This window comes from Caulobacter sp. GW821-FHT09H08 (assembly GCF_059415885.1).
This window is the reverse complement of record NZ_JBWKOC010000002.1, coordinates 966,760-983,718: the sequence shown is the minus strand read 5'-3', so window position 1 is coordinate 983,718 and position 16,959 is coordinate 966,760. Positions and strand designations below refer to the sequence as shown.

The 16,959-nt window shown below is 68.5% G+C and carries 12 protein-coding genes and 1 pseudogene; 3 read left to right on the top strand and 10 right to left on the bottom strand.

The genetic code is table 11. The features are described from left to right. The first annotated feature begins 3 nt into the window (after positions 1 to 3). Entirely contained in the window at positions 4 to 1,767 is a 1,764-nt protein-coding gene (gene der, locus AC07NN_RS09680; RefSeq protein ID WP_494639969.1) for a ribosome biogenesis GTPase Der, read from the top strand. A gap of 83 nt (positions 1,768 to 1,850) precedes the next feature. Next, the gene (locus AC07NN_RS09675) at positions 1,851 to 2,963 is read left to right on the top strand and encodes a serine hydrolase domain-containing protein (protein ID WP_494639966.1); all 1,113 of its coding nucleotides are present in this window, start codon (positions 1,851 to 1,853) and stop codon (positions 2,961 to 2,963) included. Here the strand turns inward: AC07NN_RS09675 and AC07NN_RS09670 are convergent. From AC07NN_RS09670 to radA, 6 genes and pseudogenes are all read right to left on the bottom strand, one after another. Then, complete coding sequence (locus AC07NN_RS09670; protein ID WP_494639962.1) at positions 2,960 to 4,468, bottom strand: methyl-accepting chemotaxis protein; 1,509 nt, start codon at positions 4,466 to 4,468, stop codon at positions 2,960 to 2,962. The genes AC07NN_RS09675 and AC07NN_RS09670 overlap by 4 nt on opposite strands. A 189-nt stretch (positions 4,469 to 4,657) precedes the next feature. Then, a complete protein-coding gene (locus tag AC07NN_RS09665; protein ID WP_494639960.1) occupies positions 4,658 to 5,413 on the bottom strand; it encodes an SDR family NAD(P)-dependent oxidoreductase in 756 nt (251 codons plus the stop codon). A gap of 50 nt (positions 5,414 to 5,463) precedes the next feature. Further along, positions 5,464 to 6,491: pseudogene (locus AC07NN_RS09660) on the bottom strand (bile acid:sodium symporter family protein). A 3-nt stretch (positions 6,492 to 6,494) separates the two neighbouring features. Next, entirely contained in the window at positions 6,495 to 7,997 is a 1,503-nt protein-coding gene (gene purF, locus AC07NN_RS09655) for an amidophosphoribosyltransferase (RefSeq protein ID WP_494639957.1), read from the bottom strand. Next, positions 7,994 to 8,611: a CvpA family protein gene (locus AC07NN_RS09650; RefSeq protein WP_494639955.1), complete on the bottom strand. Its 618-nt coding sequence runs from the start codon at positions 8,609 to 8,611 to the stop codon at positions 7,994 to 7,996. The genes purF and AC07NN_RS09650 overlap by 4 nt, the downstream gene beginning before the upstream one ends. Then, positions 8,608 to 9,990 (bottom strand): DNA repair protein RadA, encoded by a 1,383-nt coding sequence (gene radA, locus AC07NN_RS09645; RefSeq protein WP_494639952.1) that lies wholly within the window; start codon positions 9,988 to 9,990, stop codon positions 8,608 to 8,610. Before radA ends, AC07NN_RS09650 begins: the two co-directional genes overlap by 4 nt. 123 nt (positions 9,991 to 10,113) lie before the next feature. Between radA and AC07NN_RS09640 the strand changes: the two genes are divergently transcribed. Then, on the top strand, positions 10,114 to 10,734 hold the full coding sequence (locus tag AC07NN_RS09640) for a hypothetical protein (protein ID WP_494639950.1): 621 nt from the start codon (positions 10,114 to 10,116) through the stop codon (positions 10,732 to 10,734). Here the strand turns inward: AC07NN_RS09640 and alr are convergent. From alr to AC07NN_RS09620, 4 genes are all read right to left on the bottom strand, one after another. After that, a complete protein-coding gene (alr, locus tag AC07NN_RS09635; protein ID WP_494639948.1) occupies positions 10,731 to 11,819 on the bottom strand; it encodes an alanine racemase in 1,089 nt (362 codons plus the stop codon). The two genes, AC07NN_RS09640 and alr, sit on opposite strands and share 4 nt — an antisense overlap. Positions 11,820 to 11,858: 39 nt before the next feature. Then, the gene (locus AC07NN_RS09630) at positions 11,859 to 12,545 is read right to left on the bottom strand and encodes a MarC family protein (RefSeq protein ID WP_494639946.1); all 687 of its coding nucleotides are present in this window, start codon (positions 12,543 to 12,545) and stop codon (positions 11,859 to 11,861) included. A gap of 212 nt (positions 12,546 to 12,757) precedes the next feature. Next, positions 12,758 to 14,281, bottom strand: coding sequence for a replicative DNA helicase (locus AC07NN_RS09625; protein ID WP_494640072.1), 1,524 nt, complete (start codon positions 14,279 to 14,281; stop codon positions 12,758 to 12,760). Between the two features lie 197 nt (positions 14,282 to 14,478). Then, a complete protein-coding gene (locus AC07NN_RS09620; protein WP_494639944.1) occupies positions 14,479 to 16,920 on the bottom strand; it encodes a TonB-dependent receptor plug domain-containing protein in 2,442 nt (813 codons plus the stop codon). Between the last annotated feature and the right edge of the window lie 39 nt (positions 16,921 to 16,959).

The following is a 16,959-nucleotide window of genomic DNA, read 5'->3' as shown; positions in this document are numbered from 1 at the left end:
CTTATGCCTTTGAAACTCGCCATCGTCGGCCGCCCCAATGTGGGCAAGTCCACGCTGTTCAACCGTCTGGCCGGCAAGAAGCTGGCCATCGTCGACGACCAGCCGGGGGTCACCCGTGACCGCCGCTACGCCGACGGCCGCCTGGGCGACCTGGACCTGCACCTGATCGACACCGCCGGCTTCGAGGACGTCGCCGACGAGAGCCTGGAAGCGCGCATGCGCGCCCAGACCGAGCTGGCGATCGAGGAAGCCGACCTGTCGCTGTTCATCTACGACGCCCGTGAAGGCGTTACGCCGCTGGACGAGGTCTTCGCCACCCTGCTGCGCCGTCGCGGCAAGCCGGTGATCATCGCCGCCAACAAGGCCGAGGGCAAAGCTGGCCAGTCGGGCATCGGCGAGGCCTACAAGCTGGGCCTGGGCGAGCCGATCCCGATCTCGGGCGAGCACGGCGAGGGCATGGCCGAGCTCTACGCCGCCATGCTGGAAGCCGTTCCCGAGGACCAGTACTCGGGCGACGAGGACGACGAGGACAAGCCGATCCGCCTGGCCATCGTCGGCCGTCCGAACGCGGGCAAGTCCACCCTGATCAACCGCCTGATCGGTGAGCAGCGCCTGCTGACCGGTCCCGAGGCCGGCATCACCCGCGACTCGATCTCGGTCGACTGGGTCTGGGGCGACAAGAAGGTCCGCCTCGTGGACACCGCTGGCCTGCGCAAGAAGGCCAAGGTGCAGGAGAAGCTGGAGAAGCTCTCCACCCAGGACACCATCCGCGCCATCACCTTCGCCGAGGTCGTGGTGCTGGTGATGGACGCCACCCACCCGTTCGAAATCCAGGACCTGCAGATCGCCGACCTGACCGAGCGGGAAGGGCGGGCCCTGGTGTTCTGCCTTGCCAAGTGGGACCTGATCGAGGACCAGGCCGCGACCCTGGCCGCCTTCCGCGAGCACGCCGAACGCATGCTGCCGCAGGTGCGCGGCGCGCCGGTGGTGGCGCTGTCGGGCGAGACCGGCAGCGGCGTCAACAAGCTGATGCCGGCCGTGCTGAAGATCCACAAGGACTGGTCGACCAAGGTCAAGACCCGCGACCTGAACGACTGGCTGCAGATGGCCATGCAGCGCCACCCGCCGCCCGCCGTCTCGGGCCGTCGCGTGAAGCCCAAGTACATGGCCCAGACCAAGGCCCGTCCGCCGACGTTCGTGCTGTTCTCCAGCCGCGCCGACCAGATGCCCGACCACTATCGGCGCTATCTGATCAATTCCTTGCGCGAAAGCTTCGACCTGCCGGGTGTGCCGCTGCGCATCACCATCAAGTCGGGCGCCAACCCCTATGCCGACGGCGAGGCCAAGGGCCACAGCGGCCGGGGCAAGCGTGAGTTCGAACGCCGCGAGCGCGAGGAGGAACGCATCCGCGCCTCGCGCAACACGGTCAAGAAGTCCAAGCGCCTGGCCGACGAAGCCGCCGCCAAGGCCGCGATTGAGGCGGGTCTGCCCGATCCGCGTGAAGCCAAGCCGGTGAAGAAGAAGGCTCCGGCTGCTCCGAAGGTCGCCGCGGCGCCTGTCGAGGCCGCCACTGCCGTCGAACCGGGCAAGGCCGCCGTCAAGTCGGTCAAGAAGCTGGGGCCCAAGGTCCAGAAGAAGGTCTCGACCACGCCCAGCTACAAGGTCGGCGCCAAGTCGGCCGGCGGCAAGGCGGCTGGACCCAAGCGCCCGGTGGCCGGCTCGCGAACCGTGCGCGGCAACACCGGCCCCGGACGCACCAAGCGCTGAGCCTAAACTTCGCCATACGCGTTTAGCCTCCTGAGGGTTGGGCGCGGGAGGCGAGGATGCGAGGGATCGGGCTGGCGCTTGTCTTGGCGGTTCTGCCGGCGGCCGCGCTAGCGGACGACTACAAGCCCGTCGTTTGCAAGAGCGCGGTGACCTATGCCGGGCCGCCGTTGCATGCGCCGGTCGCGCCACCGCTGCTGCCCGAGATCCCTAAGGCTTCCCTTGATCCCGACACCGTCGCGCGGCTGGAGGCGGCGTTCGCGCGAGCCAAGGTCGCGACCAAGGCGCCGGCCATGACCGCCGCCGTGCTGATCCCCGGCAAGGGCGCCTGGGAGCGCACCGACAGCGGCGATCAGCCGCCGATGCTGTTCTGGGCCAGCGCCGGCAAGAGCCTCGTCGCCATCGTCGCCCTGCAGCTGGTCGAGGCCGGCAAGCTGAAGCTGGAGGACCCGATCTCGAAATACGTCGCCGGCGTGCCCAATGGCGACGTCGTGACCATTCGCGACCTCCTGGCCCATACCGGCGGCCTGTTCAGCGCCAACGAGGATCTGAAGGCGAGGGCGGAGCACCGCGCTCACACCCTGGATGAGGACCTGAAGATCATTGCCCGCCATGGGGCCATGTCGTGTCCGGGCGAGCGCTGGCGCTACTCGAACACCGGCTACGCCCTGCTAGGCAAGGTGATCGAGACCGTCGACGGGAAGAGTTGGCAGGCGTCGATCGACGCGCGGATCCTCAAGCCGTTGGGCCTGACCAAGCTGAGAATGCTGGAGACGGGCGACAAGGCCGAGGACGTGGCTAGGCTGGTCTCGGCCAAGGAGACCCCGATCGAGCCCGCCTGGGCCGGCGCTGCGGGACCGGCCGTTGGGTCCGCGGCGGATATGGCGCGGGTCTGGGCGGCGCTGCTGGGCGGCAAGCTGCTGAAGCAGGAAACCGTCGCGGCACTGTACGGGAAACTCTATCCGATGTTCGACGCGGGCAGCTTCTACGGCCTGGGCGCGATGGCGGTGGAGGTTCCGGAGCCCGATGGTTCGGCGAGCCTGTGGCTGGGCCATCTGGGTGGCACGCCGGGCGCGAGCGCGGTCGTGGCCTATTCGGTCAAGGATGAAGTGATCGTGGCCGCCGCCCTGACCGGTGATGGCTCGGCGGCGGCCACGGCGAACCTGCTTCTGCGGCAGGTCCGCTCTCCCACACCCTAGAATTCTTCCCAGTCGGTCGACGGCGCGGCGGCCGTGGCGGCGCCCGGTCGGGCGAAGCTTTGAGCTCGGGCGAGTTGCTCGTGCACGGGGTTGCGGGCCGGGGCCGCGCGTTGGTTTCGGGTCGGCTGAGGGCGATAGACGGGCGCGCCGGTCTGGAAGCGCGCCACCTGCTGGGCCAGATCCTGGGCCTCGCCGCGCAGCGAGGCGGCGGCGGTGTTGGCCTGCTCGACCATGGCGGCGTTCTGCTGGGTGACCTGGTCCATCTGGTTCACCGCGGCGTTGACCTCGTTCAGGCCCGTAGCCTGCTCCTGCGACGACTCGGCGATCTCGCGGATCAGGCTGTTGATCTCACCGACCTTGGCGACGATGCCGGCCAGCGCTTCACCCGTATCGCCGACCAGACGCACGCCGCGCTCGACCTGGGCCGTGCTGCTGGCGATCAGCGTCTTGATCTCCTTGGCGGCCTCGGCGGAGCGCTGGGCCAGGGCTCGGACTTCCTGGGCGACGACGGCGAAGCCACGACCGGCTTCGCCAGCTCGCGCGGCCTCGACGCCCGCGTTCAGGGCCAGCAGGTTGGTCTGGAACGCGATCTCGTCGATGACGCCGATGATCTGTGTGATCTGGCCCGAAGACTTCTCGATCTCGCCCATGGCGGCGACAGCTTCGCGGACCACCTCGCCCGAGCGGTCGGCGTCGGTGCTGGCGGCGGAGGCGGCGGCCGAGGCCTGCTTGGCTCCGTCGGCGCTGCGGCGGACCGTGGCGGTGATCTCGTCGAGGGCGGCGGCGGTTTCTTCCAGGCTGGCGGCCTGTTGCTCGGTGCGCTTGGAGAGGTCGCTGGAGGCGCCCGCGATCTCACCGGCCCCGGTCTCCATGCCGCTGGCCGACTCCGCGATGGCGCCCATGGCGTCCTTCAGACTGTCGATGGCGGCGTTGAAATCGTCCTTCAGCTGGGCATAGCGGCCGTCCAGGCCAGCCTCGATGCGAGCCGTGAGGTCGCCGCGCGCCATCCGGCCCAGGCTGTCGGCCAGCACCGACACGACCTGATCCTGCTCGCGGGAGAGCTGCTCGCGCTCGGCCTCGGCGCGCCGGCGCTCGATTTCACCCGCCGTGACGTCGGCCGCGATCTTGATGACCTTGAAGGCGCGGCCGTTCTTGTCGAGCACCGGGTTGTAGGAGGCCCGGATCCAGATCTCCTTGCCGCCCTTGGCGACGCGCTTGAACTTGTCGACCACGAACTCGCCGGCGGCCAGCTTGGCCCAGAAGGCGCGATAGGCGGCGCCGTCGGCCTCGGCGGGCTCCATGAACAGGCTGTGCTTGCGGCCCTGGATCTCGGAGAGGGCGTAACCCATCGTCCGCAGGAAGTTGTCATTGGCGGTGATGATCGTGCCGTCGAGATTGAACTCGATCACCGCCTGAGAGCGTTGGATCGCTGCGACGACGCCCTCCAGATCCGCGATACGCGCCGAGTGGTCACCGGTGTCACGACCGAAGGAGAACAACGCCATAATCAGGGCCCCATGCGCGACGCCGTTGTCGCGGGAGAACCTGTCAGGCTGAGTTGGTTAATGAGTCTCTAATTTGCGAGGAGGTCGCAAAACGTTGTTCGCCAATCATGCGTCTGGGTGGTATTCGGCGCGCCAGAACAACCCACGCGCATGTGGAGCGTCACAGTGTGCGATCGCGCGATTCGGAGACTAGGCGTCGATGGATGGCGCTTCCTGGCCACGCTCCTTGAAGCGGACGACGCCCTTCGGCGGTTCCTGGCCGGGGCGGACGAGGTCGATGACGAAGGGAACGATCGTTTCGGGCGCGGGCACGGTCTTGGGATCCTCGCCCGGGAAGGCGCCGGCCCGCATGCGGGTGCGCATGGCGCCCGGATCGACGCAGAGCGCGCGGACGGGCGTGTTCTCCATCTCGTCGGCATAGACGTCGACAATGGTCTCCAGCGCCGCCTTGGTGGCCGCGTAGGCGCCCCAGAAGGCCGGGCGGGTCTTGGCCACGCTGCTGGTGAAAAAGAGAGCCCGGCCAGCGTTCGAGGCGCGCAGCAGCGGGTCCATGGCGCGGATCAGGCGCCAGTTGGCCGTCAGGTTGGTGGACAGGATCATGTCCCAGCCTTTGGGCTCCAGGTGGCTCACGGGCGTGAGGGGACCCAGCACGCCGGCCGCGCCGACCAGGATGTCCAGCTTGCCCCAGCGCTGATGGATCGCCGCGCCCAGGTGATCCAGGCCGTCGGCCTCGCGCAGGTCCAGCGGGACGAGGGTGGCGCGCTCGCCGGTAGCTTCCAGGATCGCGTCGTCTAGGGCTTCGAGGGCGCCTTGGGTGCGGGCCGTGGCGATCACGTGGGCGCCGGCCTTGGCCAGGCCCAGCGCCACCGCCTCGCCGATGCCGCGCGAGGCGCCGGTGACGAGGGCGATGCGGCCGGCCAGCGGCTTTTGGGAGTCGGAGGTCATGGGGCGGGTTCTAGAGCAGGGGAGGTGAAACGTAAAACCGGCAGGAGCCCTTAAGCCGAGGCGGGTTCCTGAGGGCGCTTGGCGTAGTGCTGGGCGATCACCGAGCAGGCCATCAGCTGGATCTGGTGGAAGATCATCAGCGGCAGCACGATGATCCCCGCCGTCGGTCCCGGGAACAGGATGTTGGCCATCGGCACGCCGGTGGCCATGCTCTTCTTGGAACCGCAGAACATGATGGTGATCTCGTCGGCCTTGTCGAAGCCCAGGGCGCGCGCGCCATAGGCCGTGGCGGCGATGACGACGGCCAACAGGACGCAGCAGACGATCAGCAGCACGCCCATCTCCAGCGCCGAGACCTTTTGCCAGATGCCGCCGACGACGGCCTCGCTGAAGGCGGCGTAGACGACCAGCAGGATCGAGCCGCGATCGACATAGCCGACCAGTTGCTTGTGCTTCTCGACCCACTTGGCGACCAGCGGCCGGGCCAGTTGGCCGACGATGAAGGGCACGAGCAATTGGACGACGATGTCCTGCACCGACTTCCACCCGCCGGCCGCGCCGCCCTGGGTGTGCATCAGCAGGCCCACCAGCACCGGCGTGATGAAGATGCCGAAGAGGTTCGAGGCCGAGGCCGCGCAGACGGCGGCGGCGACATTGCCTCGGGCGATCGAGGTGAAGGCGATCGAGGACTGCACTGTCGAGGGCAGGCAGCACAGGAACAGCATCCCGGCTGACAAGGTCGTCGACAACACGCCCAGCTTGGCGGTGACCAGGCCCAGCACCGGGAACATCACGAAGGTGAAGGCCAGGATCAGCAGGTGCAGCCGCCAGTGGGTGATCCCGGCGACCACGGCCTCGCGCGACAGCTTGGCGCCGTGCAGGAAGAACAGCAGGGCGATGGCCAGCTTGACGACGATGTCGAGTCCATCGGCGGCCTGGCCACGCACCGGCAGGATCGAGGCCAGCACGACCATGCCGAACAGCGCGATGACGTAGGGCTCGATCTTCAGCTTATCGAGCAGGCTCTTGAAACCCATGGACTAATCCTCGTCCCGCCAGCTCTAGCGGGACGAGGGATATGTCACGCGCTGACCAGCAGCGAAAGCTGCTTGTCGTTGGTCTCATTGCGGCCTTCGGCGATCTCGCGGTCCGTCAGGCGGGTCGGATAGTCGCCGGTGAAGTAGTGGTCGGTGAACTGCGGCGCGGCCGGATCGCGGGGACCGGCTTCCAGGGCGTCGTACAGGCCCTCGACCGACAGGAAGCCGAGCGAGTCCACTTCCAGGAACTTGGCCATCTCTTCCAGCGACTTGTTGGCCGCCAGCAGCTGCTCGCGCTCGGGCATGTCGATGCCGTAGAAGTCGGGCCACTTGATCGGCGGGCTGGCCGAGCGGAGGTGGACCTCCTTGGCGCCGGCCTCACGGACCATGCGGACGATCTTCAGCGAGGTGGTGCCGCGCACGATCGAGTCGTCGATCAGGATGACGCGCTTGCCGGCCAGGATGGCGCGGTTGGGGCTGTGCTTCATGCGCACGCCCAGTTCGCGGACGCCCTGGGTCGGCTGGATGAAGGTGCGGCCCACATAGTGGTTGCGGATGATGCCCATCTCGAACGGCAGGCCGCTCTCCTGGGCGTAGCCCAGCGCGGCGGGCACGCCCGAGTCCGGCACCGGCACCACGACGTCGGCCTCGACGCCGGTCTCCTTGGCCAAGTTGCGGCCCATGCGCTTGCGCACGCCATAGACCGAGCGGCCGTTCACGACGCTGTCCGGACGGGCGAAATAGACATACTCGAACACGCAGGGGCGCGCGGCCTTGGTCTGGAACGGCTTGGTCGAGGTGATGCCGGTCTCTTCGATCACCACCATCTCGCCGTGCTCGATGTCGCGCACGAAGCGGGCGCCGATCATGTCGAGGGCGCAGGTTTCCGAGGCCAGGACCGGCTTGCCGTCCAGGTCGCCCAGCACCAGCGGGCGGATGCCCAGCGGGTCGCGCAGGCCGATCATCTTCTTGTTGGTGATCGCGACCAGGGCGTAACCGCCTTCGATCTGGGCGACCGCGTCGATGAAGCGGTCGACGATCTTGGCCTTACGCGAGCGGGCGATCAGGTGAAGGATCACTTCCGAGTCCGAGGTCGACTGGAAGATCGCGCCTTCCTGCACCAGGCGTTCGCGCAGGGTCAGGAAATTGGTCAGGTTGCCGTTGTGAGCGATGGCGACGCCACCGGTCTCCAGGTCGGCGAACATCGGCTGGACGTTGCGGATGCCGCTGCCGCCGGCCGTCGAATAGCGCGTGTGGCCGATAGCCATGTTGCCGGGCAGGCGCTGGACGAGGTCGGCGCCTGTGAAGGCGTCGCCGACGTGGCCCATATGGCGCTCGGTGTGGAAGCGGTTGCCGTCGAAGGCGGCGATGCCGCAGGCTTCCTGACCGCGATGCTGCAGGGCGTGCAGGCCCAGGGCCGCGATCGCCGAGGCGTCGCGGACGCCGAAGACGCCGAACACGCCGCATTCCAGGCGGAGGGTGTCGTCCTCCGAGTCCCGTTCGGGCAGGGAAGAATAGCTGTCGGTCGACTGGCCCAGGAAGGTCATCGCGATTTCTCCACCAGGTCGTCGAGCTTGCGACGCTGGTCCTCATCATAGCCTTTTCCGGACGACTTCTCGCCGGACGTATTGTCGCCGTCCTCGTGGACGGCATTCTTGATCGCAGGGGCCAGCTTGCCGGCCAGCGCCTTGCCCTTCGGCGCGAACACCTTGAGCACCGCGCCGCTGATTTCCGACACCGGATAGAAGAACGAATCCTCCACCCAGCGCGGCATGCGGTCCGGCGGAGTCGCCAGGTGCAGCAGCAGGTTGAAGACGCCCAGGATCACGCAGGCCCGGATCAGGCCGAAGGTCGCGCCGACCACGCGGTCCAGCGTCCCGGCCGACGTCTCGTGCAGGCTGGCCGTCAGGCGGCCGCCGATCAGGCGGAAGATCAGGAAGAAGACCACGAACACCACGAGTACCGCAGCGGCGGTAGCCGCCCAGTCGGGGTCCATGAGATTGCGGAAGATCGAGCCGCTGATCCGCAGGCCGAACAGGGCGATGGCGGCGGCGAAGATGAACGACAGCGCCGAGGTCAGCTCCCGCGAGGCGCCGCGCACCCAGCCGGTGACGCCGGAGACGAGCAGCAGGAGTCCGGCGATGATGTCGAAAGGCGTCACGTCAGGCTCGTCCAGATCTCGTCGCCGATCCGGCGAACGGCGTCGGTGAGTCGCGCCACGCCCGCCACGGGCAGGGCTCCGCCGCCTTCAGGGAGGCCGGCGAGCGGTCCGAGCGCCCGGCCAAATCCCAATTTCGCGGCTTCCTTCAAACGCGTCTCCATACGGCTGACGGGCCGAACTTCGCCCGACAGACTGAGCTCGCCGAACACGACGCAGTCCTGGGGCAGGGCGACGTCCAGGGCGGAGGAGGCCAGGGCCGCCGCCGCCGCGAGGTCCGCCGCCGGCTCCGTGATGCGAAGGCCGCCAGCGACGTTCAGATAGACGTCCTTGTCGCCAAAACCAAGGCCGCATCGGGCTTCAAGTACGGCCAGCACCATGGCGAGGCGTCCCGAGTCCCATCCGACGACCGCGCGACGCGGCGTTCCGTACGCGGAGGGCGCGACCAGGGCCTGGAACTCCACCAGGACGGGCCGCGAGCCCTCGATGCCGGCGAACACCGCCGCACCGGCCGCGCGCTCGCCGCCTTCGTTCAGGAACAGCGCGGAGGGGTTCTTGACCTCCCGCAGGCCGACGTCGCCCATTTCGAAGACGCCGATCTCGTCGGTGGCCCCGAAGCGGTTCTTGGCCCCGCGCAGGATGCGGAACGGATAGCCGCGCTCGCCCTCGAAGCTGAGGACGGCGTCGACCAGGTGTTCGACCACGCGCGGGCCGGCGATCTGGCCGTCCTTGGTGACGTGGCCGACCAGCAGGATTGCTACGCCCTTCTTCTTGGCCAGGCGCACCAGTTCGGTGGCGCAGGCGCGGACCTGGGTGACGGTGCCGGGCCCGGCCTCGTGGGCGTCGCTCCACATCGTCTGGATCGAGTCGATGACCACCAGGTCGAAGCTGTCGCGCTTCAGCCCGTCCAAGATGTCGCGTAGCGAGGTCTCGGCGGCCAGGCTGACATTGGCCTTGGAGAGGCCCATGCGGTCGGCGCGGCCGCGGATCTGCTCGACGGCCTCTTCGCCGGAGATATAGGCGCAGGAGACGCCGCGCAGGGCGGCGCTGGCGCAGACCTGCAGCAGCAGGGTGGACTTGCCGACACCCGGGTCGCCGCCGATCAGGATGGCCGAGCCGGGCACCACGCCGCCGCCGCAGACGCGGTCGAACTCGTCGACGCCGGTCATGATCCGGGCCGGCGGGGCGCTTTCGCTCTCCAGGCCCGAGAACTGCAGGCCGCGCACCCGCGTCGCCTTGGTCGTCGCCAGGGCGCCCGGGGGTCTGGCGCCGACCTCCTGGACCAGCGTATTCCAGCTCTGACAGGCGGGGCATTGTCCGGACCACTTGGTCTGGACCGCGCCGCAGGACTGGCAGGCGTAGACTGCGCCGTCACGGGCCATGGGGTCTCCTGATTCTCGGATGTCGGGAGCGTACAGGTCGGGCGGTGCTGCGCCAAAGCCGGACGCAGCCAAGGTTGTGGATCGGCGTTTTGTGTGGATGGATTTTCGGGTGAGGAGATCGTCATGGCGAGGCGGATGAACAAGGCGGCGCGCCTGAGCGTGGTGTGCGCGCTGGCCTTGCTGGCCATGGCGTGCGGGCGGCAGGGCCAACAGGCCGCCTCCAGCTCGGTCGAGGTCGATGGCCGTGCGGTCGATCTGCAGAAGCTCGAGAAGGAAGGGGCGCAGGCCGAGAAGGCCGCCCAGAAGGGAACGCGCGTCCTGGCGCCGGCGGGCCTGCCGAGCCTGCTGCCGGCCAGCGTGGGCAGTTATGCGCGGACCGAGGTGAAGAGCAGCCTCGGCCCCGAACCCGGCATGGCCAGGACCAGCGCCCGCTATGTAAAGGGGACCTCGGCCTTCGTGCTGGAGCTCACCGATTTCGGCGCCAGCGGCAGTATCGGCGCGTCGAGCGACGCCCAGGGCGTCCAGACGGTCCAGCGCACGGCGACCGGCTACGAGAAGATCACTACGGCCGGCGGACGGGTCGTGACCGAGCAATGGGACACGGCCTCCAAAGCTGGACGCTACAGCATCGTGGGCGCCGAGCGTTTCACGATCCTGGCTGAGGGCTCGGCGGAGAGCATCGACGTGCTCAAGGTCGCGGTCGAAACCGTCAACGCCGCGCGGCTACGGGCGCTGGCGGGCTAGTCGCCGACGAACCGCCGCTGGGCGCGAGGCGCGACGCGGGTCAGGAGCTCGTAGGCGCTGGTGCCCGCGCCGGCGGCCGCGTCGTCGATCGGCAGGTTGGCGCCGAACAGCTCGACCATCGCGCCAGGACGCGCGGCGTCGCAGTCGGTGACGTCGACGGCGATGAGGTCCATCGAGACACGCCCAAGCAGCCGGCGACGGGCGCCGTCGAACCAGGCAAGGCCGTTCGGGTGGCTGGAACGCAGCACGCCGTCGGCATAGCCGGCCGCGACGATGGCCACGCGAGTGGTCTCCGGCGCCGTCCAGCCGGCGCCATAGCCGACGCTTTCGCCGCGCGGCACCACGCGGACCTGCAGGATCGGCGCCTCGACCGTCGCGACGGCGCGGATCTCGGGATGAAGGCGCCCTTCGGGGCCGCCGCCGTAAAGACTGATCCCCGGGCGCGCCTGGTCGAAGCGATAGGCCTCGCCCAGGAACAGGCCGCCGGAGTTGGCCAGGCTGCGCCGGGCGTCCGGCAGCATGGCGACCGCCTCCTGGAAGCGCTCCAGCTGATGCGTGTTCAGCGGATGGGCGGGCTCGTCGGCGCAGGCCAGGTGGCTGATGACGAGATCGAGGTCCAGGCGCTTCAGGCGATCCGTCGCTCCGACCAGCACCTTCAGTTCCTCCAGGCGCAGGCCCAGGCGGTTCATGCCGGTGTCGACATGCAGCGCCGCCCGCAGCCGCCCCGAGCGCGCCTGGGCGTTCCAGGCCTCGATCTGCGGCAGACTGTTGAGCACCGGCACGAGGTTCGCGCCTTCCAAGGTGTCGCCGGACCCGCGCGTCGCGCCGTCCAGGACATAGATCGTGGCGTCGCGGTCGCCCAACGCCTCGCGCAGGGCCACGCCCTCGGCCAGCCGGGCGACGTAGAAGCTCCGCGCGCCTTCGCCCCACAGGCGGTCGGCGATCGTGGCGGCGCCCAGGCCGTAGCCGTCGGCCTTCACCGCCGGCGCCAGCTCGGCGTCGCCGGCGCGCGCCCGCAGCGCCGCGTAGTTGGCGGCGAGGGCGTCGAGGTCGAGGGTCAGGCGGGCGTCGTGCAGGTCGGTCACAGGGCGGGCGTAGCGGACGGAGCCATGCGGTTCAACGGTTTAACCATGGTGGGTGAGCAGGAACTTGCCCACCAGGTTCTCGGCGCCCGACGCGATGATCTGCACGCCGATGCAGAGCAGCAGGAAGGCCACCAGTCGCGACAGGACCCGCGCGCCCGAAGCGCCCAGCACCCGCATCACCTGGCCCGAGGCGCTGTAGAACAGCCAGACCATGATCGCGACCACGGCGGCGGCCAGGCCGGCGCCGATGAAGAACGGGGCGACGGCCGCGCCTTCGGTGGGGCGCTGGGACGAGAGGGCGATCGCCACCGAGATGGAGCCAGGACCGGTCGTGAACGGCATGGTCAGGGGGAAGAACGCCACGTCCTCGTGGGTCTGGGCGGTTTCCGTCTGGCCGGTCTTGCGGTCCTCGTTCTCCTGCGGGTCCATCAGCAGGCTCCAGGCGCGGATGGCCACGACCAGGCCGCCGGCGACCCGCAGGGCTCCCAGGCTGACGCCGAAGAAGTTCAGGATGTAGCCGCCCAGCAGCAGCGATCCCAGCAGCACCAGGAAGGCATAGAAGCCGATCAGGCGCGCCAGCCTCAGCCGCTCGCCCCGTTCGCGCCCGCCCATGGCCTGGTGGAAGATCAGCGAGGCCCCGACCGGATTGACGATCGAGAACAGCGCCGGGAACGCCAGCAGGAAGGCGCCGACCAGGCTGGAGGTGGGCAGGGGGCTGAAGTCCATGTGACTCGTCAGGGCTAGGAGCGAGGCGTGGACGGTGGCTTGCGGAGGCGCGCAGAGTCAAACGACGAGCAAGCGCCCCTTCCGTCTCGCTGCGTATTCGCAGCGATCCACCTCCCCCGCAAGCGAGGGAGGAGAAGTGGCTCCACCTCACCCGTGAAACGGGGGAGGTGGCGCGGCGCGGATACGCGACGTGACGGAGGGGCGCTAGGCCGTTACTCGTCCGACGGAATGTTCCGCGCCTGGGCGAAGTAGTGATCCTTGGCCAGGTTGCCGAAGCGGGTGGTGTCGCTGTTGAACGACAGGCGCACGGTGCCGATGGGGCCGTGACGCTGCTTGGCGATGATCACCTCGGCCAGGCCGTGCAGGCGGTCCATCTCTTCCTGCCAGGTCAGGTGCTCGGGCGTACCTTCGCGCGGCTCGGCGCGGCCCACATAGTAGGCCTCGCGGTACACGAACCAGACCATATCGGCGTCCTGCTCGATCGAACCCGATTCCCGAAGGTCGGAGAGCTGGGGCCGCTTGTCGTCGCGGGATTCGACCTGACGCGACAGCTGCGACAGGGCGATGACCGGGCAGGCCAGTTCCTTGGCCAGGGCCTTGAGACCCATGGTGATCTGCGAGACTTCCTGCACGCGGTTGGCGTTGGCGCCGAGGTCCGAGCCTGTGACCAGCTGCAAATAGTCGACCACGACCAGGTCCAGGCCCATCTGGCGCTTCAGGCGACGGGCGCGGGCAGTTAGCTTAGCGATCGAGATACCACCGGTGGCGTCGATGAACAGCGGCGCTTCCTGCAGTTCCATGGCCGCGTCGCGGACCCGGCCGAACTCGGAGGCGTCGATCTCGCCCTTGCGGAGCTTGTCGCCCGACACGCCGGAGGCGTCGGCCAGCATACGCAAGGCTAGCTGCTCGGCGCTCATTTCCAGCGAGTAGAAGGCCACCACGCCGCCCTGGACGGTCTTTTTGCTGCCGTCGGGCTGGATCTCGTAGGCGTACTTCTTGGCGATGTTGAAGGCGATGTTGGTCGCCAGCGCCGTCTTGCCCATCGACGGACGACCGGCCAGGACCACGAGGTCGGAGGGGTGCAGGCCGCCGATCTTCTGGTCGAGATCGATCAGGTCGGTGGCGACGCCCGACATGCCGCCGTCGCGCGCGAAGGCCTCGGCGGTCATTTCCACGGCGCCGCGCAGGGCGTCGCCGAACGAAACGAAGCCCGACGAGGCCGCGCCGCTTTCGGCCAGGCTGTAGAGGCTCTGTTCGGCGGCCTCGATCTGGTCGCGGGCCGCGCGCTTCTCGTCGTTGCCGCCTTGGGCCGCCGTGGCGATGTCGCCGCCGATGCGGATCAGCTCGCGGCGCAGCGACAGGTCGAAGATCACCCGGGCGTAGTCGCCGGCATTGGCCGCCGGCGGGGCGCGGTCGACGAGGTCGGCCAGGTAGCGCAGGCCGCCCAGCTCCTGGAACGCCGGATCGGCCTTGAACTCGTCGGCCAGCAGGATCGGCTCGGCCAGCTGGCCCTTGCGGACGTGGGTCTCGATCGACTGGAACAGGCGCTGATGGAACGGCTCGTAGAAGCAGCGCGCCTGCAGGCTGTCGGTCAGGCGCTCATAGGCGGCGTTATCATAGAGCAGCACGCCGAGCAGCGCCTGCTCGGCTTCCATGTTGTGCGGCGCCACATTGATCGTGGGCTCGGAGAAACCGGTGGGAACGAGATCGAGCGCGGGTACGAGGGACATCATCAGAAGTTAACGCGACGGGGGTTCGGACGCGCGGACGACTTGGTCCGGCGACTCAGATGAACGGGGATGTTCTGTGTATGTTTTTACCACCGGAAAGTGCAAGCGCACGGGCTCTGGAGGGCGTCCGATTTTGACGTGGAGGCAATGAAAAGGGCGCGGAGATTGCTCTCCGCGCCCCAAACGGTTGCCTGGCTTTCAGCCTACCAGTTGATCGCCACGCGGCCGTAGACGAACCGGCCGTTGAAGCCGAACGGCGAGAAGCTGGACCACGGGTTGCCGCCGCTGGTGTTGAGGTTCGGCGGCACTTGGTCGGGGTATTGATCGAACAGGTTGTCCGCGCCCAGCGACACGGTGGTGCGTTCGCCGAAGCGGTAGCGGGCCTCCAGGTCGACGATGCCTTGCGACCCGGTGTGCCAGTCGCCGCTGCCGTCGGCGGCGGTGCCCGGCGACAGGACGTTGCCGTAGAGCGTGGTGCGCAGGGTGGCGCCCCACGGACCCTTGCTCCAGTCGCCTTGCAGCGAGACCTTGTTGCGCGGCGTGCCCTTCTCGAAGCGCAGGACGGCCTGGCGGGCAAACAGCGAGGTCGGGGTCGGCAGCACCGTCGTGGACGGCGTGCGATTGACCTTGAAGTCGTTGATGTTGGCCGCCGCCGTCAGGTCGAACGTGCCGGCTTGGTCGTCGTTGATGCGGTAGCGGGCCACGATGTCGACGCCCTTGGTCTTGGTGTCGACGCCGTTGGTGAAGAAGCGACCGGCCGAAGCGCCGAAGGGCGAGAGCAGGTCGAAGATCACCTTGGCGTTGGTGCCCGCCGCCGCCGTCGCGCTACCCGTCAGGGTCTCGGTCAGGACGATGCGGTTGTCGACCTCGATCTGATAGGCGTCGACGGTCAGCTCGAAGGCGCCTTTGTGATAGACCGCGCCCAGCGAGTAGTTCTTGGACTTCTCGGGCTCCAGCGGCTTGCCGCCCAGCGCCTTGCCGGTGACGCTGATCGAGGGGAACGTGCCCGTCTCGAACGGCACGGCCGTGGTGATCCCGCCGACCGTCTGGTTGATGTAGAGGATCGAGGTCGAGGTGAAGTACTGCTGCTGCAGGCTCGGCGCCCGGAACCCGGTCGAGGCCGCGCCACGGATGGCGAAGGCGTCGGTGAAGTCGTAGCGACCCGACAGCTTCCAGCTCGTATTGGTGCCGAAGTCCGAATAGTCCTCATAGCGGACGGCGGCCGAGCCGGTCAGCTTCTCGGTCAGCTTGCCTTCCAGGTCGAGATAGACGCCGACGGCGTCACGATCGACGTCGATCCGGTTGCTGGGCGTGAAGCCCGTGAAGCCGCGCGAGCCGAAGGCCAGGGCGGGCGAGACCGTGCCGCGAGCATACGACGCCACTTCGCCGGCGTTGATCTCGTAGGTCTCGCGACGGGCTTCGAGACCGAAGGCCACGTTCAGCGGACCGGCAAGGCCGACTTCGAACTCCTGGCTGGCGTCGAGGCCGAACACGACCTGGTTATAGGTCAGGCCGCCGGCCTGGAAGCTGGTCGGCGAGGTCGGGCCGTATGACGGGTTGATGGTGTTCTTCACCCCGAAGTCGATGTCGTTCTTGCCGTAGACCAGGTTGGTGTCGAGCTTCCAGCCGGCCAGTTCGCCGCGCAGGCCGACCGCGGCGGTCGTGTCCTCGGTGTCGGTCGTGATCAGCGGCAGGTAGCCGTTGGGATAGACGCTGGTGATGTTCTGGGTGGCGTCGGTCGGCAGGCGATAGGTGGCCGAGGCCTCGCTGTCGCGCTGTTGATAGCCGTACCAGCCGTAGAGCTGCCAGGTCTCGCCGATCGGTTTGCCGGCGTTGGCGTAGAAGCTGACCTGCTCGACCGCGGGGTCGCCGAAGCGCGAGGTGACGCGCTGCGGGGTGACGCGGGTGTCGATGTCGCTGCGGTTGGTGAAGTTGCGATCGACATACTCGGCCGAGAGGGTCAGGAAGCCGTCCGAGCCGATCTTGAGGCCCTGCCAGCCGGAGACCGTGGTCGTGGCGCCGTCGCGGCGCTTGTGGTCCTGACCGGTCTGCAGGCCGCTGAAGCTGGTGATGTATTTGCCGGTCGTGACCGTGACGCCGCCGCCGTGATCGGCTTCGCGCAGGCGCAGATTGACGACGCCGGCGATGGCGTCCGAGCCGTATTGGGCCGAGGCGCCGTCACGCAGCACTTCGATCCGGTCCAGGGCCACCGAAGGGATGGCGTTCAGATCGACGGCGGCCGAGCCGCGGCCGACCGAGCCGTTCAGATTGACCAGGGCGGTCGGGTGACGGCGCGTGCCGTTGACCAGCACCAGCGTCTGGTCCGGACCTTGGCCGCGCAGCACGGCCGGGCGAACAGAGTCGGTGCCGTCGGTGTTGGACGGACGCGGGAAGGTGATGGACGGCACGGTCGCGGCAAGGGCCGTCGCCAGTTCGGTGCTGCCGCGTTGCTGCAGCGTCTTGGCGGTGACCACGTCGACCGGCGCCAGGGTGTCGAGGCGCGAGCGGCCGGCGGTGCGCGTGCCGGTGATGACGATTTCTTCGAGGTTGGTGTTGTCGCCCGAAGTCGGAGCCGTCTGGGCGTGGGCGGTCGTGGAGAAGGCCGCCAGGGAGGCGGCCGCCAGCAGCAAGCTTCTGTAACGCATGAGATATCCCCTCTCTTATTATCGGGGATGGGAGGCCGA